This window comes from Fundicoccus culcitae (assembly GCF_024661895.1).
In the GTDB taxonomy this organism is placed as follows: domain Bacteria; phylum Bacillota; class Bacilli; order Lactobacillales; family Aerococcaceae; genus Fundicoccus_A; species Fundicoccus_A culcitae.
This window is the reverse complement of sequence record NZ_CP102453.1, coordinates 3,183,582-3,204,956: the sequence shown is the minus strand read 5'-3', so window position 1 is coordinate 3,204,956 and position 21,375 is coordinate 3,183,582. Positions and strand designations below refer to the sequence as shown.

The 21,375-nt window shown below is 35.6% G+C and carries 18 protein-coding genes and 1 other RNA gene; 6 read left to right on the top strand and 13 right to left on the bottom strand.

All coding sequences use genetic code 11. The features are described 5' to 3' along the window. Positions 1-2: 2 nt before the first annotated feature. From NRE15_RS14495 to uvrB, 5 genes are all read right to left on the bottom strand, one after another. Positions 3-1,688, bottom strand: coding sequence for a ribonuclease J (locus NRE15_RS14495; RefSeq protein WP_313793575.1), 1,686 nt, complete (start codon positions 1,686-1,688; stop codon positions 3-5). Between the two features lie 184 nt (positions 1,689-1,872). Next, a complete protein-coding gene (gene pnp, locus NRE15_RS14490) occupies positions 1,873-3,972 on the bottom strand; it encodes a polyribonucleotide nucleotidyltransferase (protein WP_313793574.1) in 2,100 nt (699 codons plus the stop codon). A 165-nt stretch (positions 3,973-4,137) separates the two neighbouring features. Further along, positions 4,138-4,407, bottom strand: a complete 270-nt coding sequence (gene rpsO, locus NRE15_RS14485; protein WP_313793573.1) for a 30S ribosomal protein S15 — start codon at positions 4,405-4,407, stop codon at positions 4,138-4,140. A 226-nt stretch (positions 4,408-4,633) separates the two neighbouring features. Next, positions 4,634-6,655 carry an acyltransferase family protein gene (locus NRE15_RS14480; RefSeq protein ID WP_313793572.1) on the bottom strand — a complete coding sequence of 674 codons (2,022 nt, stop codon included), beginning with the start codon at positions 6,653-6,655 and terminating at the stop codon, positions 4,634-4,636. Positions 6,656-6,682: 27 nt separating this feature from the next. Further along, positions 6,683-8,677 (bottom strand): excinuclease ABC subunit UvrB, encoded by a 1,995-nt coding sequence (gene uvrB / locus NRE15_RS14475; RefSeq protein ID WP_313793571.1) that lies wholly within the window; start codon positions 8,675-8,677, stop codon positions 6,683-6,685. Positions 8,678-8,948: 271 nt separating this feature from the next. Between uvrB and rpsT the strand changes: the two genes are divergently transcribed. Further along, on the top strand, positions 8,949-9,212 hold the full coding sequence (gene rpsT, locus NRE15_RS14470; protein WP_313793570.1) for a 30S ribosomal protein S20: 264 nt from the start codon (positions 8,949-8,951) through the stop codon (positions 9,210-9,212). Between the two features lie 56 nt (positions 9,213-9,268). On the opposite strand, the gene holA is transcribed toward rpsT, so the two are convergent. Continuing rightward, positions 9,269-10,288, bottom strand: coding sequence for a DNA polymerase III subunit delta (holA, locus tag NRE15_RS14465; RefSeq protein ID WP_313793569.1), 1,020 nt, complete (start codon positions 10,286-10,288; stop codon positions 9,269-9,271). A gap of 111 nt (positions 10,289-10,399) precedes the next feature. On the opposite strand from holA, the gene NRE15_RS14460 reads away from it, so the two are divergent. Then, the gene (locus NRE15_RS14460) at positions 10,400-11,137 is read left to right on the top strand and encodes a gamma-glutamyl-gamma-aminobutyrate hydrolase family protein (protein WP_313793568.1); all 738 of its coding nucleotides are present in this window, start codon (positions 10,400-10,402) and stop codon (positions 11,135-11,137) included. Positions 11,138-11,205: 68 nt separating this feature from the next. Here NRE15_RS14460 and NRE15_RS14455 read toward each other — a convergent pair whose 3' ends face one another. Genes NRE15_RS14455 through NRE15_RS14445 form a run of 3 tightly spaced genes read right to left on the bottom strand, consistent with a single transcriptional unit; the run spans position 11,206 to position 13,743 of the window. Next, positions 11,206-11,544 carry a glycine cleavage system protein H gene (locus tag NRE15_RS14455; protein WP_313793567.1) on the bottom strand — a complete coding sequence of 113 codons (339 nt, stop codon included), beginning with the start codon at positions 11,542-11,544 and terminating at the stop codon, positions 11,206-11,208. 16 nt (positions 11,545-11,560) lie between these two features. Next, positions 11,561-12,748, bottom strand: coding sequence for an FtsW/RodA/SpoVE family cell cycle protein (locus NRE15_RS14450; protein ID WP_313793566.1), 1,188 nt, complete (start codon positions 12,746-12,748; stop codon positions 11,561-11,563). Beyond that, entirely contained in the window at positions 12,745-13,743 is a 999-nt protein-coding gene (locus NRE15_RS14445; protein WP_313793565.1) for a YihY/virulence factor BrkB family protein, read from the bottom strand. The genes NRE15_RS14450 and NRE15_RS14445 overlap by 4 nt, the downstream gene beginning before the upstream one ends. Before the next feature lie 165 nt (positions 13,744-13,908). Here NRE15_RS14445 and NRE15_RS14440 point away from each other — a divergent pair, with 165 nt between their 5' ends. From NRE15_RS14440 to ssrA, 3 genes are all read left to right on the top strand, one after another. After that, a complete protein-coding gene (locus NRE15_RS14440; RefSeq protein ID WP_313793564.1) occupies positions 13,909-14,616 on the top strand; it encodes a histidine phosphatase family protein in 708 nt (235 codons plus the stop codon). A 27-nt stretch (positions 14,617-14,643) separates the two neighbouring features. Next, positions 14,644-15,600, top strand: a complete 957-nt coding sequence (locus NRE15_RS14435) for an NAD(P)-dependent oxidoreductase (RefSeq protein ID WP_313793563.1) — start codon at positions 14,644-14,646, stop codon at positions 15,598-15,600. A gap of 72 nt (positions 15,601-15,672) precedes the next feature. Next, positions 15,673-16,039: a transfer-messenger RNA gene (gene ssrA / locus NRE15_RS14430) on the top strand. Between the two features lie 74 nt (positions 16,040-16,113). Here the strand turns inward: ssrA and NRE15_RS14425 are convergent. The 4 genes from NRE15_RS14425 to NRE15_RS14410 are packed head-to-tail and all read right to left on the bottom strand — an operon-like array spanning position 16,114 to position 19,928. Beyond that, positions 16,114-17,118 (bottom strand): amidohydrolase, encoded by a 1,005-nt coding sequence (locus NRE15_RS14425; protein ID WP_313795011.1) that lies wholly within the window; start codon positions 17,116-17,118, stop codon positions 16,114-16,116. 47 nt (positions 17,119-17,165) lie between these two features. Further along, positions 17,166-17,306, bottom strand: coding sequence for a hypothetical protein (locus NRE15_RS14420; protein WP_313793562.1), 141 nt, complete (start codon positions 17,304-17,306; stop codon positions 17,166-17,168). Between the two features lie 23 nt (positions 17,307-17,329). Then, on the bottom strand, positions 17,330-18,517 hold the full coding sequence (locus NRE15_RS14415) for a MalY/PatB family protein (RefSeq protein WP_313793561.1): 1,188 nt from the start codon (positions 18,515-18,517) through the stop codon (positions 17,330-17,332). Further along, positions 18,504-19,928 (bottom strand): Na+/H+ antiporter NhaC family protein, encoded by a 1,425-nt coding sequence (locus NRE15_RS14410; protein ID WP_313793560.1) that lies wholly within the window; start codon positions 19,926-19,928, stop codon positions 18,504-18,506. Before NRE15_RS14410 ends, NRE15_RS14415 begins: the two co-directional genes overlap by 14 nt. Before the next feature lie 266 nt (positions 19,929-20,194). Here NRE15_RS14410 and NRE15_RS14405 point away from each other — a divergent pair, with 266 nt between their 5' ends. Next, a complete protein-coding gene (locus tag NRE15_RS14405; RefSeq protein WP_313793559.1) occupies positions 20,195-21,097 on the top strand; it encodes a LysR family transcriptional regulator in 903 nt (300 codons plus the stop codon). Positions 21,098-21,375: the final 278 nt, after the last annotated feature.

Genomic DNA, 21,375 nt, shown 5'->3' with positions numbered 1-21,375 from the left:
CCTTATCTTTCCTCAGGTAATTGATAATTAGATGCTTCCATAATGATTGGTAAAACAACCGGACGACGTTTGGTTTCTTTAAATAAATACTTCCCAATCTTTTCTCTTAAATCACTTTTTAAGTTACTCCAGTCGAAGTTATCACTGGCTAAATGTTCTTCCAAAATATCGATGGTCATATCTGAACAAGCTTCAATGAGATCTAAACTTGTTTTCATATAAACAAAACCACGTGATGTGATTTGAGGTCCAACTAAAACACGGCCTAAACGACGTGAAATAGTAGCCACAATAACGAAAATACCATCTTCACTTAAAATACGACGGTCACGTAAAACCACATTACCAATGTCGCCTACACCAATCCCATCAACTAAAACATCGCCTGCTTGTACTTGTTTCGTCATCGTCATCGTACCATTTTTGTACTCAATGACATCCCCAAGCGCTGCAATAAACACATTGGAATTTGAAATACCTACTTCATTGGCTAATTTTCCATGGGCTGCTAATTTACGATATTCTCCATTAACGGGAATAACATATTTGGGTTGCATAAACTTCATTAATAATTTCAAATCATTGGGTGTAGCATGTCCTGATGTCTTAAAATTATCCGTTATTTCTTTGACAGTGCCACCCACGCTATAAACGATATCCGTTGTACGAGCCACTAAGGTTTCCATGGCAATTGAAGGTGTTGAAGTAATATAAACTAAATCCCCTTCTTTGATTGTCACTTGAGGATGTCGACCTTGAGCCATTGATTGAATAGACTTCAAGGGTTCTCCTGCACTACCTGTTTCTAAAATGACTACCTTATTATCTTCGGTACTCTCTAATTGATCAAACTGACCGATAATACGACGACTGGGTAAGACAATTTTATCCAGTTGAATCGCAGTATCCACAATTTCATATAATTCTTCACCCGCAATAAATAACGTACGACCTGATTCATAAGCCGCATCAAAAACTTGTTGAATACGTGCAATATTACTACCAATTGTTCCAACAATCACGCGACCTGATGAATTACGAAAGGTTTCTGTAATTTCTTGTGTGATTTTTAAATCACTCACATTTTCTACCGAACTTTCAGCTTCAGCTGAATCGGCTAATAAAGCTAAAACACCCGACTCACCAATGTCGGTTAAACGTCCAAAATCAGTTTGATACATTTCAGAAGCTGAGGGATCAAACTTAAAATCCCCTGTATAAACAATCGAACCTTCATCCGTTTTTACGACAATCCCAACCGAGTCAGGAATGGTATGGGTTGTTCTAAAAAACGAAATTGTTGCATCTTCAAATTCTATTTCGGTATTTTCATCAATTTTAAAGAAATTTTCTAAGCGATCTTCTAATCCTTGTGATCGTGCAGAAATACTCGCTAATTCAATGGTCAGTTCTGTCCCAAACACGGGAACATCGACTGAAGCCAATAAATACGGTAAAGCACCTACCGAGTCAGCATGTCCATGGGTTAGAAAAATTCCAACCACTCGTTCAGCATTTTCTTCTAAGTAGGTGAAATCAGGAATGACAACATCAATACCTAATAATTCATCTTCAGGGTACACTAAACCACAATCTAAAACAAAGATTGATTCATTAACCTCAACAACATATAAATTTTTTCCTTCCTCTCGGATGCCTCCTAAAGGAATGATTTTAATCGTACTCATTCTCCACCTCATTACAATATATATAATTTTAATTTTTTACTGATACTTATGTATTATCTATTATGCCTATTATAGCATAGTTTAGGTTGATTGAAAAAAACAAAAATACCATTCTTTCTAAATCAAACTCTTTTTAATCATGAGTCTTCATCATATGAAAGAATGGTAGTTATATGAATCGCGATTAGTCTCGAGGTAATAGTGCTTTACGCGATAAATTAATGCGTCCCTTATCATCAATTTCAGTGACTTTAACTTTAACTATATCACCTAATTTTAATACATCTTCAACTTTATTGACACGATGATGTTCTAATTCAGAAATATGTACTAAGCCATCTTTGCCGGGTAAGACTTCGACAAAAGCACCGAATTTTTCAATGCGTTTAACTGGACCTTCATAAGTTTCGCCAACTTCAACTTCCTTAACGAGCATTTCAATCATGGATTTGGCTTTATTAATCATATCTTGATCATTAGATGCAATGCTAACTGCACCTGATTGGTCAATATCAATTTTAACGCCAGTTGCATCAATAATTGAATTAATGGTTTCGCCACCACGACCGATAACGACTTTAATCTTATCTGGATTAATCGTCATTATATCAATTTTTGGTGCATAAGGACTTAATTCTTTACGAGGCTCTGGTATGGTAGAGACTAATTCTTCTAAAATCTCCATACGTGCTTTTTGAGCTTGTTCAAGCGCTTCTTCTAAAATCTCGCGCGTAATTCCTTGAATTTTAATATCCATTTGTAAAGCGGTAATTCCCTTAGCGGTCCCAGCTACTTTAAAGTCCATATCACCCAAATGGTCTTCTAAACCTTGAATATCGGTTAAAACCGTATAGTCATCATCTTCCATCACTAACCCCATAGCAATACCAGCAACAGGAGCCTTGATTGGCACACCCGCATCCATTAAGGCTAATGTTCCTGCACAAATACTGGCTTGCGAAGATGAACCATTCGATTCTAAAACTTCTGAGACTAAACGAATGGTATAAGGAAACTCTTCAACACTTGGAATAACTTGTTTTAAGGCACGCTCACCTAAAGCACCATGCCCGATTTCACGACGACCTGGACTACCTGTACGACCTGTTTCACCTACTGAAAAATTAGGGAAATTATAATGGTGTATGAAACGTTTAGCTTCTTCACTACCTAAGCCATCAATGACTTGATGCTCTCCTAAGGGAGCTAAAGTAGCTGCTGTTAGGACTTGCGTTTGTCCACGCGTGAATAATCCGGAACCATGAACTCTTGGTAATAAACCTACCGATGAAGATAAAGGTCGAATTTCATCAATTTGACGCCCGTCTGGTCTTATACGTTCTTTGGTTATTAAACGACGAACTTCATCTTTTTCCAAATCATGTAAAGCAGCATTAACATCTTTTAAGATATTGGCAATATCTGCATCTAATAAATATTTTTCTTCAAAGTAAATCATAGCATTTTCCATCACATCATTGACGGCTTCTTCGCGGGCTAATTTTTCTTGTGTTTGAATAGCCTTTACCATGGGTTCTTTGAATAGTGCTTTTACCTGTTCATTAATTTCTGGATTGATTTCTGCTAGGACAAATTCAAATTTTTCTTTACCAATTTCAGCTACGATATCACTTTGGAATTGGTTAAGTTCTTTAATGGCTTCATGCCCAAACATCAAGGCTTCAAGCATATCTTCCTCAGATACTTCTGCTGCACTACTTTCAACCATGTTGATAGCTGTTGAAGTCCCAGCAACAGTTAGAGCAATATCAGATGCTTCTGTTTGTTCAACATTAGGGTTAATAATTAATTCACCATTCACACGACCAACATTTACGCCGGCAATCGGTCCATCAAAAGGAATGTCTGATACAGCAACGGCTAAAGATGACCCTAACATAGCTGCCATTTCAGGTGAATGATCTTGGTCAACTGATAAAACCGTATTAGTCACTTGAATTTCATTACGTACACCTTCAGGGAACATAGGACGTAATGGACGGTCAATTAAACGACTTGTCAAAGTAGCTGTTTCAGAAGGCCGACCTTCACGCTTAATAAAGCCACCAGGGACTTTACCCACTGCATACATTTTTTCAATATAGTTTACTGTTAAAGGGAAGAAATCCCCCATACTTGGTCTTTTAGAGGCAACAACTGCTGATAATACCACCGTATCCCCATAACGAACTAAAACGGCTCCATTTGCTTGCTTGGCTAATTCACCAATTTCGACACTCAACGGGCGCCCACCAACTGTTGTGTGGTAAACTTTTTTCTCCATTTTTACGCTCCTTTTTATTTTTCGGAGGACTACTAAACAAGTATCAATTAGTTGTTAGTAAACTAACTCATAATTGCATAGTAGTATCGTCTCCGAAATTTTTTCTTTCATAACAAGCTTAATACATAAGAAAAAAGGATGGCGTTGGCCATCCTATTTATTGGATTAACGACGTAAACCTAATCGTTGAATTAGTACACGATATCGTTGAACATCTTTTTCACGTAAATACGCTAAAAGATTACGACGATGTCCGACTTTTTTCATTAGTCCACGATAAGAATGAAAATCTTTTTTATGAACGCTGCGGTGCTCATTTAGTAAGTTGATTTCAGCCGTTAGTACAGCAATTTGTACTTCTGGTGAACCTGTATCTCCTTCATGAGTTGCATATTCACGAATGATTTCGTTCTTTTGTGCTTTTGTTAATGCCATCTCATTCACCTCTTTCTTAATAAGCCTCATACCAAGTAAAACGTAGGTGACTCGTTAAACTGAGCATGGGTAAGGTAACCAAACATCGGTATCATAACAGCAACATTTGACCACGCTAATACAATTTACACTAAATATATCCAAATTGCAATAGTTTTAACGAGTTTTCCGATGCAATATCCACTGGTATCTCCTGCCCCATTTGAAGCGGATATCTAGAGAGCTACTAATTGTAGAATTTATAGAGTTCGCGTGCAACTAAAATCGCAAATTGATCTCTACCTTCTTCACTATGATGAATTTCATCCCATGTATACCATTCGGGGTGTCCTTGTTGATAACTATGCCAATCAATCTCATGGACGTTGTCATAACGACTAGCAAAATCCGCAATAATACTATTCACTTCTTCAATATGTTGAACCGCTGAATTCGTATTAACAAAGAACAATTCTCTCTTTCCAGCTGCTTCAATCAAGTCAACCATAGCTTCATCTGTTAATGAAGCGTTCGTTCCAAGATTGATGACCAAAATATCATTAACAACACCTTGATTGATTAAATCAACTAAAATTGACGTCGCATCATAAATTTGTAAACTACCATAGCCAAATTCATTGCTTGATTGGAATAAGTCGAGAGCATAGGGGGCACTAATATAGACTAAGGAATCACCAAAAAACGTTACAGGCGTTTGAGCCGCAAAGATTAACTCTTTGGGTGACAAGTTGCGAGAGTAGAAAGGGTTGGCGGCATCGATTGAATCTAAAATAGCACGATTCTCATCGATTTGGTCACTCAACACGGCTTCATTTCGCGTTACTTCAATGGCTTGACGTTGAAGTTCGACGAGTCGATCAGTCGTCTCAAAATCATTAACGAAATAAGAACCTAGTGTATCATCCATCTGAGCAATCATTGACGATGTTGATATCATCTTTTGTTCTGCAGGCAACGGTAAATTTTGTACGTTGGTCATCTGCTGGCGCATGCGATACTCTAAGTCAAATTGAGCTAAAGGCACATAGTCGTTAGCGATAAAAATCATAATAAAGGCAAAGAAGCCAATTAAAACTAAAACCGCTAAACTACGAAACAAATACATCGGTTTAAATTGTCGTAGTGAAATGGCAGCTTTTAAATTGCGCCAACTGTCTTTAAAGTTCAAATCTTGACCAAATGCAACCGCAAATTTTGGCTGTTCAACCAATTGGTAAAACAATTCACCCATCACAAAAATCGTAATAATGGATGCGATTTGTAAATAGACTAATGGATATTCTCTAGTATAGCCCATATAGAATACGATGATTGGATAGTACCATAAATAAAATGAGTATGACCGCTGACCAATCATCACTAATAGTTGATTACTCAATAACCATGAAATAATTGGTTCTCTTATAGTTAAACTAAAAATCAATAAGAAATTGGCTATAGAGTATAATGGCATCCAAAAGTAATATGTTAAGGGACTTTGATCCGTTACCATAAAAATCAAACCAATCGTCACTAAAAAACTCACAATGGAGATAAAACGATAAATAAATTGCTTAAAAGAAAATCTATTTAATGCATTCAAAATAATAGGAATATAGTAGACGGCACCCACACCAATCGCAAAAGAGGAGTAACGTGTGCCTAAACCATAATAGACATTCGTTGGATCTTCGCCTGGCACATACTGTAAAATGATCAAAGCATGGCTTAATAAAATGATAATTGACCAGATAATCCCCTTAAAAGGAATAGAAAATTTTAACCGTTTCATGATTAAAACTAAAGGAATGGTAATTAAGAAAAACTGAATATATAAAGAGTTGTACCATAAATGGGTAAAAGGCGAGGCATCGGTCATCTGTACAAAATATGAGCGTTCAGCATTTATTTGGAAGAAGTTATTCACCAAAAATAAACTCGCTAAAATTTCTGTCCGCATATAGGTTAACTCGCGTGGATTAAAAATTAATAAACCAAAAACGATTAACATAATCATCCATAAGAGCGGAATAAATATCCGTCCAACCGTTTGTTTGATATATCGCCAAACAGCCTTCCAATTAATTTTATTATCCTTCAATTCGATGGATTCAAGTTTGCGACCCACAAAAAAACCAGCTAAGACAAAAAAAGTATTAACCATCAAAAAGCCACCTGGAACTATTTGCGGGTACAAATGGTATGCGATGATAGCTATAATACTTATCCCTTTTAAGGCATCAAAACTTAAAATACGCTTTTTTGACATCCTTAACCCCCCGTTTTCACATCTAATTTATTTTTTCTTAAAATATGTCGCTTTTAATTCCATAATGATATCGCGAATATCTGCTGCAGCTTCGAAATTCATATCTTTTGCATATTGTTTCATTTCCATCGTTAAGCGTTCTAATTCTTCTTCACGTTGCAGACGCGAAAGTTGTTTGAATTGAACTAAGATATTCTCTTGTTTATCTTCTGATTCGACTTCAGTGGTTATACGAATTGAATCACGAATGTCTTTCTTAATTGTTTTTGGAACAATCCCATGCTCTGTATTATAAGCCTGTTGAATCTCACGACGACGGTTAGTTTCTGAGATGGCATTTTCCATTGATTGCGTCATATGGTCAGCATACATAATAACTTTCCCCTCTGCATTACGTGCTGCACGACCAATGGTTTGAACTAAAGAACGTTCGCTTCTTAAAAAACCTTCTTTATCAGCATCTAAGATAGCCACAAGTGATACTTCAGGAACGTCTAACCCTTCTCGTAGTAGGTTAATCCCGACTAAAACATCAAACACCCCTAAACGTAATTCACGGATAATTTCTGTTCGCTCTAATGTTTTTATATCACTATGTAAATATTTCACTTTTATATCGAGTTCTTTGAGATAATCCGTTAAATCCTCAGACATTTTCTTCGTTAAAGTCGTTATGAAAACCCTTTGATCTAATTCAACACGCAGATGGATTTCATTCACCAAATCATCAATTTGTCCTTTAATCGGTCTAACTTCAACAATTGGATCCAATAAGCCTGTAGGTCGTATAATCTGTTCAACGTACTCGCCATGCGTATGTTCAAGTTCGTAGGGTCCCGGGGTAGCTGAAATATACAAAATTTGATTGACACGTTCTTCAAATTCTTCGAGCTTCAAGGGTCGATTATCGATAGCACTAGGTAAACGAAATCCGTAATCGACTAACTGTTGTTTACGGGCACGGTCACCATTATACATCCCCCTAATTTGCGACATGGTGATATGCGATTCATCGATAACGATGAGATAATCATCCGGAAAGAAATCCAACAATGTATAGGGCGCTTGTCCGGGAGCTCGACCATCCATATGACGTGAATAGTTTTCGATACCATTACAATATCCCATTTCTAACAACATTTCAATATCGTAATTGGTTCGTTGTTCTAACCTTTGTGCCTCGAGTAGTTTGTTTTCATTACGTAACTCAACCAAACGTTCTTCTAATTCCGCTCTAATCGATTCGACTGCCGCCGTAATTTGATCATTATTTGCCACAAAGTGAGTAGCAGGATAGATTGGATAATGAGCCACATCATTTTTGATTTCGCCCGTCAATACATCTACTTCACGGATGCGTTCAATTTCATCACCAAAAAATTCAATTCGAATTACTTCTCTATCGCGTGAGGCTAAAAAGACTTCAATGACATCGCCTCTCACTCGGAAGGTACCGCGTTGAAAATCAATATCATTACGCACATATTGCATTTCTACCAAACGAGCAAGAACTTCTTGACGACTAATTTCTTGTCCAGCACGTAACGATAGAACGTGTTCACGATAGTTTTCAGGGTCAACTAAACCATAAATACATGAAACAGAAGCTACGACAATCACATCACGCCGTTCAATTAAAGCCGACGATGCCGAATGGCGTAACTTATCAATTTCATCGTTAACACTTGATTCTTTTTCTATATAGGTGTCTGAAGCAGGCACATAGGCTTCAGGTTGATAATAATCGTAATAAGAAACAAAATATTCAACCGAATTTTCAGGAAAGAATTCTAATAACTCACTATACAATTGCCCAGCTAATGTTTTATTATGCGCTAAAACAAGTGTTGGTTTTTGAACTTCTTGGATAACATTGGCAACGGTATAAGTTTTACCCGTTCCTGTCGCACCTAACAATACTTGTTCACGTTTATGCGCTTTAATACCTTCAACCAATTTATTAATAGCTGTAGGTTGATCCCCACTCGGTTGATAAGGTGATACTAATTTAAATTCTGGCATAGAATCTTCCTTTCTGATTAGCAAATCATAGTATACTCTTTTTTTTATTGATACTCTAGTTGTTATAGACTATTTTAATAATTTTTGTAAAGATTATGATAGTTATTTGCGAGTGGCATTTGTTTTCTCGCAAATCCATCCAGTATTTTGTTGTTTTTTTAGTAAATAGCATTTTTTTATTGCATATTAGTTCTGAGTTCATGTATAATGTCTAATGTTGATTAAGTTTAGATATAGGCTTAACAAAATGAAGAGAAAGAGGTGACGCCACATGGCTAATAATCCATCAGCGATTAAACGTATCCGTCAGACTGCTACTAAAACTGAACATAACCGTAATCATATTTCAAAAATGCGTACGTCAATTAAAAATTACCGTAAAGCGGTAGAAACTGGTGAAGGTGATGCTCAAGCATTACTTCGCTCAGCTATTTCAGAATTAGATTCTGCAGCAACAAAAGGTTTAATTCATAAAAATAAAGCTCAACGTGATAAATCACGTTTAACGCATTTATTAAATACACAAAAAGCTTAAATTTAAGTTTTAAAGACGATGTCAGCCGACATCGTCTTTTTTGATACTTTGAGTGATTAAGCCATTTGAATTAAGCGAATTAACAACATATAAAAATGAATTTCTTTTGGTCCTTCACCGGTTTTCATCTGTAAATCAGCTTTCACTAACGATTGATAAAAAGTACTTAAAGACTTAAGGGACATCGATTTTCCCGTTTGTAACGCTAATTGTACGCGATAAGGATGGATTGCCAGTTGTTCGGCAATACTAGCAGCTTGAAAGCCATTTTGAGCTAAGATTTTTGTTTGGATAATAATTCGAAATTGCGAAACAATCAAGGCATGTAAGGCAATTGGTTCATTCTTTAAAAGAAGTAAATCTTGATAAATTTGAGTCGCTTTATCAACTTGCTTAGCAATTAAAGCATTAACCAATTCAAAAACATCCGATTCCAATGTTCGTGGAACTAAAGCGCGAACTGTTTGTACCGTAATGGGTTGTCCCGATTTTGCATAAGTCGCTAACTTGTTTAGCTCAGTCATTGTTTGAGTCAATTGATAGCCCACACGCTGTAAAAGTTCAGTTAGGGCTTCGCGTGTCATATCGATATTTGCTTCTTTAATATAAGTTTGTATAAAATATTTGACTTCTTTTTCTTCTAACGGTGTTACATCAACCTGCATCACTTTCTTTTGAAAAGCTTTACTGATTTTTTTACGTTTATCTATTTTATCTTGATGTTGAATAAAAATTAAATAAGTAGCAGGATTAGGGTCATCGATATACGCCATAAGTCGTTTGATTTCTTGGTCGGATATTTTACTATTTGGTGTTGTCGTTAATAGTTCAAACTGATTTACGATAATTACACGATAGTCAGAGAAAAAGGAAAACATTTCGGCTTCATCTAGAATTAAATCCATTGACACTTCATCATAATCAAATCGACTTATATCTAATTCTGTGCTATCATCCAGTTGATTTAGTAATTGATCGATAAAAGATTGCCTTAAGTATTGCTCAGAACCATACACAAAATAAAGCGGTTGAATTTGACCGCGTTTAATTTCTTGAATTACTTTTTGATACTCCACGCTGACCTCCTTATATTTAAGTATTTTGTTATATTTAAGATTTATTTGCTTTTTTCAGTGGTTACAATATACTATACTACAATAATTATTTTCTTGAAAGGAGTCAATTGAATGCTTCCAATCATAGGAGTCACTGGTAATATTATTACCATTAATGATTTAGATTACGAATATTTTAATGTTAACTACTCACCTCAAGGGTTCACTCAATCAATTCTTAAAGCTGGAGGAGCACCTATCATAATACCTTTAGGCGACAAAGAGTATGTTAAGGAATATATATCAATGGTTGATGCCTTAATCTTAACGGGTGGCGAAGACGTTTCACCGATGTTGTATGGTGAAGAACCACGCAAAGTGATTGGCCGCACTTCTCCCATGCGTGATGAATTTGAAATAGCTTTATTCAAAGAAGCCGTCCATCAAAAGAAACCTATTTTAGGTGTTTGCCGTGGTTTACAATTAATTAATGTTGTTTTAGGTGGTACACTTTATCAAGATTTAAGTGAAGATCAAAGCATTACCATACAACATGTTCAAAAAACTAAATCAGAATTTGTTACACATTCTATTCAAGTGAAGAAAAATTCAATCCTATCTAATATTATGAATTCAGGTGATTATGTCAATTCATATCATCATCAAGCGATAAATGATTTAGGTAATGGTTTAGAAGTTACCGCTTGGAGTAGAGACAATGTCATAGAAGCCATCGAATCCGTTGATAAAGAACAAAGTATTGTAGGAATCCAATGGCATCCTGAACTCAATGCATTAAGCAACGAGCAAAGTCTAAAAATCTTCCAAAATTTAGTGGAACGTGCCGAATTGTCTAAAGCATTACGCTAGAAAAAAGGATAAACCATTATACACCATTTGTTAACCAATAACGGTTATAAGTGTATAATGGTTTATTTTTAAGCTTTATCTGATTCTAATTGATTCCATGTTGCTTCATCTACTTGATTCATTTTTACAATCCAATGTTCTGCGGTATTTTTTGAACTTAATAAGGCGGGTTCATCTTCTGCTGCACTATTACGTGCAAAAATGGTGCCAGCCAGTGGCGATGGTACTTCAATGGCTGCTTTAGAAGCTTCGATATTTAATAAGGTTTCATCCATTTCAATGGGTCCTTCATTAGCGATACTTACATATGAAATATCCCCTGCGTCAAACTGCAAATCATCGGTCATACCAATAGTATACGAATCCCCATCTTTTTCAATCCATAATTGATTGATCGTTTTTCTCATTCTTTTCCCTACTTTCTTAATAAGTTTCATTATCAGTAAACATATAACTTTGATGGTGGTATCGCATCGATAGAATTAGCCCAACACCAATCATATTACTTAATAGCGCTGAACCCCCTTGCGAAATGAAGGGTAAGGGTACTCCCGTTATAGGAAGTAGTCCAATTGTCATCCCTATATTTTCAACAATATGAAATAAAATCATCGAGATAACACCTGTGGCAATATAAGTATAAAATTCATTTTGCGTTTCAAAACAGGTTTGTACCATCTGATAAATAAGGACAAAATAAATTAAAAGTAAAATAGCTCCACCTAAAAAACCAAAATTTTCACCAATCGTTGTGAAAATAAAATCCGATTCACGTACAGGTACACTGACTTCTGAAACACCTAAACCTTTACCATATAATTGTCCCGATCCAATGGCCATAATACTTTGAACCAACTGGTAGGCATTCCCTTGGGTGTCGCCAAATGGATTAATCCAAGAATCAATCCGATCTAGTTGATAAGGTTGGAAAAGGCCAGTCGATAAAAGCAAGTCTCTTTGAAAGACCGCTAAATATATGAGACCACCGCCTAAGATTGTAACGAACAAAACACCAGGAACTAAAATCTTCCAAGAAACGCCTGATACTAAAATGACACCCGCTGTAATAGCAATGATAACTAAATTCGTACCTAAGTCATTTTGCATTTGAATCAGTATAACTGGCGGTAAAGCAAAAAGCATTATTTTACCAATTAATATCCAATCAGACTTAAGTGTACGATTGGTATAACGGTTGTTGTGTTCAGTCACAACACGAGCAAGAAACACAATATAGGCAGGTTTAAAAACTTCTGAGGGTTGAAAAGTGAATTCACCAATTCTAAACCAAGACTCTGCCCCCGTTAACGCCGCCATTTCCCGGTCATAGAATAGTAAAACAGCGATCAGTAGCAAAATCCCAAATCCATATAAATAAGTCGATAGTTTCCAATACTGTTCACTATCAAATTGTATGACTACAATGACGGCAATCGCTCCTACCCCATACCATAAAGCATGTAATAAAGTCGGCCGGATATCTGATCCTTCAATTAATGTGGTGGTTGAATAGACACTTATGATACCAATAATTGCTAATAAAATGACACTTAAAATAATTCCATAATCGATTCGGTTGTCATAAGATTGTCGACGTCTAGCTGTATTCATTCGCTTCTCTCCTTTTCATTTAACGAATGCGATAAATCTGGTGAAACACTTTCAAAACCAATTCTATATTTTAAACCCGGCATTAAACTACTATGTTGTCTGAAATTATCACTGTAAGAAGCAAAACTATTGTAATGCGTCGTCTCTTCAACCAATTTCCAATAGCTTTTTTCTTTAAAATCATGATAAAACACATTCACATAGGCACCGATGGCAATGACCATCGAATTAAAGTATAGCCAAATAACAACAATAATTAACACACCAATCGTGCTATTACTTGTACTGTTACTAGAAAAGGCTAAATATAGTGTAAATAATTGTGAAACTAATAGAAAGCCTACCATTGCCACCAAGGCACCTGGAATACTATATTTAATCGGCCAATTAACATTTGGTATAAAATAATAAATAATAACTAATATGATGAAGAAACTAATAAGACCGATTAACCATCCTTGCTCTAACAGAAAATCAATGGCTAGAAACCTTACATTAAATGTCTCACTTAAAAAATTAATAATATATTCACCAAATATCATAACTAAAGAAAAAACAGCCACTACAAAGACAATGGCTAACGTAAATACATAGGCAAAAGCTCTTTTTAAGATAAAGTTGGGACTCTTTTCAACTTTATACACCGTGTTAAGCACTCTTTGGAGTGTATTAAAAACATTGGATGCTGGCCATAAAGAAATAATTAACCCCAGTGAAAAGACACCTGTGCTAGTTCCTGTTAAATAGGATTCTAATAGGGGGATTAACACACTACCCACTTCGTCAGGTAAAGCCCGACTGAGTACTTGCATTATCTCTGCTTCCGAAATAGGTAAAATAGCAATCACATTAGCCAAAGCTAACATAATAGGTATAATCGCCCAAATAATATAAAAAGATAACTCAGCGGCATAACTTCCAAATTTAAGTTGCTGGTTATTTACTTTAAAGGTTTTTAACAAACGGGACGTAATTGAAGGTTGCTCCAACTCCAAGCTTGTTCCCTCCTTCATTAATATTAACTATCTAAATTTAACATAACTACGTTAAAATTGCATCTTAACTTCATTTTTTAATTGAAATTTATAGAAACTAAAAACTTTAGACAGTTCTATTTGAGATAGGTATAATAGACGTATAAATGACTTAGGAGGCAAAATATGACAAAAGGTGTTACTTTTTATTTTGTAAGACATGGTGAAACTTATCTTAACTTTATGGAGCGTGTACAGGGATGGGCCAATGCTCCTCTAACAGACCGCGGTGAAGTGGATGTTCATCGTAGCGGAATGGGGTTAGCCGATGTTGAATTTGATGCTGTCTATTCAAGTGATTTAATGCGGACGATTGATACCGCCGAAATTATTCTTTCAGAAAATAATTATGCTGATGATTTAACGATTGTCCCAATGAAGGCTTTTCGTGAAGTTCATTTTGGTTACTACGAAGGATTACCATCAAAAGTTCTTTGGGATCAAATCGATGAATATGTAACCAAACAACATGATTTACCTGCTGGCGATCGTCATAAGATTCAATTTTTTATGAATACCGTAAGCGAACTAGATCCTTATAATAATGCGGAAAACTACGCCGATTTTTGGACTCGAGTGGAAGCAGGTTTAATTGAATTGTTACAACGTCACGCTGCTACCGATAAAAATATTTTAGTGGTCAGTCATGGGATGACCATTCGGAATTTATTAGAAGGCTTAGTGGCTGATTTTAGTGAAACAGAGCCCTTAAAAAATGCATCTGTTACTATTGTAAAATATATTGAGGGCCATTTCGAGTTATTAGCTTATAATCAAGTTGATCATTTTGCTGAAATTGCTGATGATGCTTCAGTTGATCCTGATGAAAAATAATATTTAAAATAAAGGATAGATAGACCAATGAAAATTGTATTATTAGAACCACTAAGGGTTGCGGCAGAAAGCATTGAAATCTTTGCTAAACCATTAGTTGAACAAGGCCATCAATTTATTAGCTATGCTGAAAGAACGGTTGATGTCGCTGAACTGGCAAAACGTACCGATGATGCTGATATCGTCATTGTTGCTAATACACCCTACCCTAAAGAGGCTTTCCAAAAGGCTAAAAATTTAAAATTAATTAACGTTGCGTTTACAGGAACGGATCATGTGGATGTAGCTTTTGCGACTGAAAATGCTATTAAGGTCGCTAACGCCTCTGGCTATGCTACTCAAGCGGTAGCAGAATTGTCGATTGGACTTACGATGGCCGTATATCGTTCAATCACCCAAGGTGATAAAGATATTCGTCAAGCAAATGATTTTCCTGGCCTAATCCAAGGAAAAGAAATTCATGGTAAGACCGTCGGTATTGTCGGTTTAGGTGAAATTGGATTAGCAACGGCTAAACTTTTTAAAGCTTTCGGAGCTAAAGTCATAGCTTATAATCGTTCCCAACAACAAGAGGCTTTAGATTTAGGCATTGTTTACAAAGAACTCGATGACGTGCTAAAAGAAAGTGATATTATTTCCATCCACTTACCTTTAAATGATGCCACAAAGTATCTAATTAATGCTGAAAAACTTGCCCTAATGAAAAAGTCAGCTATTTTAATCAATGTAGCGCGTGGTCCGATTATCGACAATCAAGCTTTAGCCGACACCTTAAATGATGGCTTAATTGCCGGGGCTGGAATCGATGTGTTTGATAATGAACCGCCATTAGCAAGTGATTACCCTTTATTAAATGCTAAAAATATTGTATTAACCCCACATATTGGATACTTAACGGATGAAGCCATGCTTTTAAGAGCACAAATTGTTTTTGAAAACGTTAAGGCTTTTATTAACAATCAACCACAAAATTTAGTTAATTAATGGGATTGACTGTTTTAAAAACTTGACCTTGTTTGACATTTAATCAAACCCATGTTATAATGAAACCATATCGGGGATGTCATGGTTTCGACAGGTATTGTTCGAGCTTATGATGCGTCAGGAAGGCAGCGACTTCCTAAAAACGCTACAGTTAAATATAACTGCAGAAAAAACAAACAATAATTTTGCTTTAGCAGCCTAAAAACTGCTTGCAAAGATCAGCCCGGCATCGCCCATGTGCTCGGATCCTGGTCTCAAATTAAGTGGGATACACATTAGTTTTCCGTCTGCAAACTAGTGGAGAGATTACCAGACTCGCAACCATTGATGCTCGTTTATCAGCTAGATGCAAGCTAAACTTTAAATCGATAAACTATTGACGTAGATTTGTAAGTGGCGAGGTATTTGGACAGGAGTTCGACTCTCCTCATCTCCATAATTAAAAACAAAAAGGTACGAATCTCAATAAATGAGATTCGTACCTTTTTTTGTGGTGTACAGTTGGTTATTTACTTATTCGTTTAGCAAATCAATAGCAAATTGAGTAGCTGCAGCAACACCGTACTTGAGTCCATTTTCATCAATTTCAAATTTTTCATTATGATGGTCGGCCGTCATACCTTCATCTTCATTTTTTATACCAACAAAGGCAAAAACGGTCGGTGCTACTTCGCTATATTTATAAAAAGATTCACCTGCATACCAAGTAACATCGTGTGTAAGGGCATCCGGATATACTTTTGTTAATCCATTTTGTGCTAATAAGGCTAACTTCTCATCATTAATTACAGGCCAAGTTGAAATATATTGGTAAGGATTTTTCTTAGCGGTACAATTATGCGCCTCAGCAATATGTTGCGCCATATTATTCATTAGATCATAAGCTTTTTGACCTTCCGCATTATCGAAAAAGCGCATGGAGCCTCCAACTAACGCCTCGGCTGGAATAATATTATCTGCCGTTCCTGCATGTATTTGACCAATACCTAAAGTGACTGTTTTTGTTACATCTAATTGATTGACAAAGGCTGATGCTAAGTTGTTAATAAATTGTGCTGCTGGGAAAATTGGATTGTTTGCGTGATCAGGACGTGAAGCATGGCCTGATTTTCCATAAAAAGTCATATTTATTCGTGCTGAACCAGCCATTACTGGACCTGCATCCATAGATACTAATCCTGTATCTAAAAAAGCGGCTAGATGAATGCCGAAGATTCCATCAATTTTATAATTTGATAAAAGTTCTACCATGCCATTAATACCCGTACCTCTTTCCTCACCTTCCTCAAAAATAAAGATAATTCTACCCTTTAATTGATCGATATCATCCACTAAAATTTTCATACTTGTAAGTAACATGGCCATATGTCCATCATGACCACAAGCATGCATAACACCATCTTTTTTAGAAATCACTTTCTTAGGTTGTTTCATATTGTCTAATGTTTCTTGAACAGGCAAAGCATCAATATCTGTCCTTAACCCAACTGTTTTCCCGGGACGACCCGTATCTAATATAGCAATAAAACCTGTTGTGGATGCTTCATGAATTTCAAAATCGACATTTAATTTTTCAATTTCATTTTTAAAAAAGCAGCTGTTTCAAACTCAACCCCAGAAATTTCTGGATTTTCATGTAAATATCTACGGGTATTTATTAGATAATCTTCATACTGTGCGATTTTTTCCTTAACATTTGTACTCATTTAATCATCTCCAATAATTTATCTTATAATTTTGTGATTGTGTCTTTTAATCGTAACAGAGCTTCTTCGATGTACTTTGTAGGGGCAGCTAAATTCCAACGTTGATAGCCACGCCCTTCTTCACCAAACATCAATCCATCATCAAAAAATAATTTTGCTTCCTTTTTCAATAAGGGTGTTAGTACCTCATCCTCAATACCTAACCCAGAAAAATCCATCCATAATAAATAGGTTCCCTGTAAATCCATACATTTAATCGTTGGAATTTCTTTTTCAAAAAATTCAATGACTATTTTATGATTTTTATCAATTAATTGTTTTACTTGGTCAAACCAAGCTTCCCCTTCCGTATATGCTAATCTTGTAGCTTCAAACCCTAAGCTAACAACCCGATTGGAATTAAATACTTTAAGATTAGCTTCGATAAATTGATCTCGTAATATTTCATTAGGAATGATTGCATAGGCGGACTCTAAACCAGCCACATTAAAACTTTTACTAGGAGCAGTCAATATGACAGAATGATTAGCGACTTCTTCAGATAAACTGGCAAAAATATGATGGGTAACACCTGGAGCGGTTAAGTCAAAATGTACTTCATCAGAACAAATTAACACATTATTTTCAATACAAATTTCCGCAACACGTGCTAACTCATCCTTTGTCCATACGCGACCACCTGGATTATGTGGGCTACAAAAGAGTAACATCGTATTATTGTCATCTTTGGCTAATTTTTCTAATAAATCAAAATCAATTTCGTATTGATATTGCTTATTGATGAGCGGGCATGCAACAATTTTCCGATTATTACCTTCAATCGCTGAATACATAGGATAATAGACCGGCGTCATTAGAATGACACCTTCATTAACTTTTGTATAGGCTTGTACAGCTAATTTAAAACCAGGTATAACTCCACGGACAGGCACGATCCATTCAGTTGAAATTGACCAATTATGTCTTCTATCAATCCACGCTTGAATAGAATCATTAAATTCTGGTGTTACATTAGCATAACCAAGGGGGTATTTTTTTATATATTCTATCAGTCCCTCTGAAATCTCTGGTGCAATTGGTAATTCCATATCAGCCACTGAAAATGGGATAATATCTTTAGGTCTATCTGGAAAATATTCTTCAATTTCAGACCATTTGCCTGCACAAACGTCATAACGTGGCTCGACTGTTTCAAAATCATACTGTTTCATTAAGAGCTTCCTCTCCTTTTATTATTACTGTATCTTCTTGTTCTTTTTCTAACCATCCAATTCCGGTTTTGGCAGAAAGGATATTGAAAATAGGGATCAAATAAATCATATACATATAAGGCATGTATTGACCCCAAGTTACACCTAATACCCCAGTGAAAAAGATGGTCATATTATGCCAAGGGAAAAACATCGATCCACTCATCCCGTCAGCCATAGCTCTTGATAACATTTCAGGGGCTTCATTTCTTTCTTTAAATATTGGCACAAAAAATTCCGCTGTAATAATATGGCCTAAATGGGAAGCTGAAGCAGCCATATTTACAAAATATTCTGTTAAAATTACCATAGCAGTTAAGCTGGTTCTGGTTTTTAATTTTGGAACAATTGGTGATAGAATACTATTGATTACGCCTAATTTTTCAATCATACCACCAAAAATCACGGCGACGATTATGGTAAAAACAGAAGATGTCATCGAATATAAACCACCTTGGTTTAATAATTGATTAACGATATAGTTGCCTGTTTCAACTTGATGACCACTTAACATTGGACGTAAAATAGAAACGAGGTCTTCACCTTGGTAAAAATAAGCAATTAAGGCTGCCGTGACTATCCCACCTAATACTGAAGGAATGGCTTGTACTTTAGCAGCCATCAAGCCAATTAAAACGACAAATGGCAGTAAAGTAATTACTGAGATATTTGTATTTGCCTCTAATACACTTAATACTTCACTAACAATCGGTGAATCAAAATCATTACCTCCATATTGCATACCTAGAAAATAATAAATAATCAAAGGGATAATTGCACTTGGGACTGCAGTCCATAATTGATATTTTATATGTTTGAACATATCTCCACCTGTTAATGTAGAGGTTAAAATAGGTGTATCTGCAATCGGTGTCAGTCTATTACCAAATTGAGCACCACTAAGTATGGTTGCAGCTGTTAATCCATCAGGTATACCTAACACTCGACCAATCCCCATAATGGCAATTCCGACTGAAGCAACGGAACCAAAAGTTGTACCAATGGCCATTGTCATAAGTGATAAAATAATAAAGCTACCAATAAGGAAGTAACTAGGATGAATTAGTCGTAATCCATAATAAATAAATGATTGAAGTGTTCCAGCAGAAATAAAGGCACTCACTAAAACCCCGACAACCATAATCAAAATCATTGCACCAGCGGCTTTTCGTAAAGAGTCTAATCCCGCATTAAAGATAACAGTAAAATCCTTTTTGTTAATTATCGTAAAAATATAGACAACACCCCAACCAAATAACAACGGTAAAACAATATTAATATTGACACTTACGGACCATAAGATCATCGCCATAACAATAACAAGTAATAAAACTGATTGAAAAACAGATATTTTTTTTTCTTCATTCTGCATAGTGTATCCCTCATTTTAATTTTTCTATCAAACATAACATTTTTGAAATTGAACTTTTGCCGATTCGATCGCATTAGTTTTATTTTAATCCTTAATTTATTTAACATTCCTCTCTTCAGTATTTGAATGCGATTTCATCGATAGGTATAATATAATCAAATTCTATTCCAAATAAAAGCGGGATTTTTCAAGGTTAAATCACAAGAATCTTGGGAATTAGTTGTTTAAATGGTAAAATAAACTAAAACGAGAAAGGATGCAAAGCAGTGGATAGACGGGATATAGAGATTTTTAATACGATTGTTGCTCAAAATAATATCACCCATGCCGCCAATGAATTATTCATGTCTCCTTCGACCGTTGGTGCTCGTTTAAAAGCAATAGAAGATGAATTAGACATGCTGCTCATTGAGCGTCAAAAAGGTTCAAAAATAACTACCTTAACAAAAGAAGGTGAAGAATTAGCGAAAATAACAAAAAAAATGGGAGATTTGTGGAAAGAAGTCGATGAAATCAGTGAGTTAAAAAGTAGTACTTTCAAATTAACGGTAGGAGCCACTGATAGTTTTTATAAACATGCATTGATTCCAATTTATAAACAATTAATGCATAAAGAAGATCAGTTTAAATTTAGCTTACGCTTAGCTAACACTAACAATTTATACACTTTAATCAATCAAAAATTTATTGATGTGGCTTTTTTATTGTATTACTTGAAGTTCCCTGATTTGCTTTCAGAAAAATTGTTTGAAGATATCATGGTTGTCATGACGCCTAAAAGTATGTACCCTGATTTAACTTCGATTCATCCCAATCAATTAAATCCACAGCTTGAAATAATGATAAAAGCAGATGGCGATTTATCGGGTTGGGGACAAAATTTCTATACTTGGCATAATAAATGGTTTGAAGTCAATATTGAACCTCTTTTAATGGTAAACACTTTATCACTAGCAAGTAATTTTTTTGATGAAAAGGAATTTTGGATAATTATTCCAAAGATGATCGCACATCATTATGCTGAAGAATACGATCTTAAAGTGTTAACTTTCGAAGTTGAACCCCCTATTTGGGAGTGTTATATGGTAACGCGAGAAGTTACTTCTCCTAAAAAAAGGGAAGCAATTGACATATTAAAACATGAAATTCTAAATACAATAAGCAAATAATACTATCCATCCTCATGATGCTTTTTTTATCATAGGCGGGAAATCAAGAACCCGTATTTCAACCAGGCACAGCCTATTCCCCAATTGACTGTACGAGGAATTTCCGAGCTGAAGATTCCACTTATTGTACAATTACATGGGGTCCTATCGGATTCGACTCGTATGTGATTGCGCATAAGCCAGAAACGAAGTATCAGTGTTTCGCAAATTCAGTTTATATTCGCTAATCGGACATTAACTCAGTTATTTGATGAAAGCTTAGGTCTTTTACTTCCCGA

What these genes read in the sequence shown, in the direction of transcription:
- NRE15_RS14495 (WP_313793575.1), bottom strand. Translation starts at nt 1,688, where the DNA reads ATGAGTACGATTAAAATCATTCCTTTAGGAGGCATCCGAGAGGAAGGA.
- pnp (WP_313793574.1), bottom strand. Translation starts at nt 3,972, where the DNA reads ATGGAGAAAAAAGTTTACCACACAACAGTTGGTGGGCGCCCGTTGAGT.
- rpsO (WP_313793573.1), bottom strand. Translation starts at nt 4,407, where the DNA reads ATGGCATTAACAAAAGCACAAAAGAACGAAATCATTCGTGAATATGCA.
- NRE15_RS14480 (WP_313793572.1), bottom strand. Translation starts at nt 6,655, where the DNA reads ATGTCAAAAAAGCGTATTTTAAGTTTTGATGCCTTAAAAGGGATAAGT.
- uvrB (WP_313793571.1), bottom strand. Translation starts at nt 8,677, where the DNA reads ATGCCAGAATTTAAATTAGTATCACCTTATCAACCGAGTGGGGATCAA.
- rpsT (WP_313793570.1), top strand. Translation starts at nt 8,949, where the DNA reads ATGGCTAATAATCCATCAGCGATTAAACGTATCCGTCAGACTGCTACT.
- NRE15_RS14460 (WP_313793568.1), top strand. Translation starts at nt 10,400, where the DNA reads ATGCTTCCAATCATAGGAGTCACTGGTAATATTATTACCATTAATGAT.
- NRE15_RS14455 (WP_313793567.1), bottom strand. Translation starts at nt 11,544, where the DNA reads ATGAGAAAAACGATCAATCAATTATGGATTGAAAAAGATGGGGATTCG.
- NRE15_RS14450 (WP_313793566.1), bottom strand. Translation starts at nt 12,748, where the DNA reads ATGAATACAGCTAGACGTCGACAATCTTATGACAACCGAATCGATTAT.
- NRE15_RS14440 (WP_313793564.1), top strand. Translation starts at nt 13,909, where the DNA reads ATGACAAAAGGTGTTACTTTTTATTTTGTAAGACATGGTGAAACTTAT.
- NRE15_RS14435 (WP_313793563.1), top strand. Translation starts at nt 14,644, where the DNA reads ATGAAAATTGTATTATTAGAACCACTAAGGGTTGCGGCAGAAAGCATT.
- NRE15_RS14420 (WP_313793562.1), bottom strand. Translation starts at nt 17,306, where the DNA reads ATGAGTACAAATGTTAAGGAAAAAATCGCACAGTATGAAGATTATCTA.
- NRE15_RS14415 (WP_313793561.1), bottom strand. Translation starts at nt 18,517, where the DNA reads ATGAAACAGTATGATTTTGAAACAGTCGAGCCACGTTATGACGTTTGT.
- NRE15_RS14410 (WP_313793560.1), bottom strand. Translation starts at nt 19,928, where the DNA reads ATGCAGAATGAAGAAAAAAAAATATCTGTTTTTCAATCAGTTTTATTA.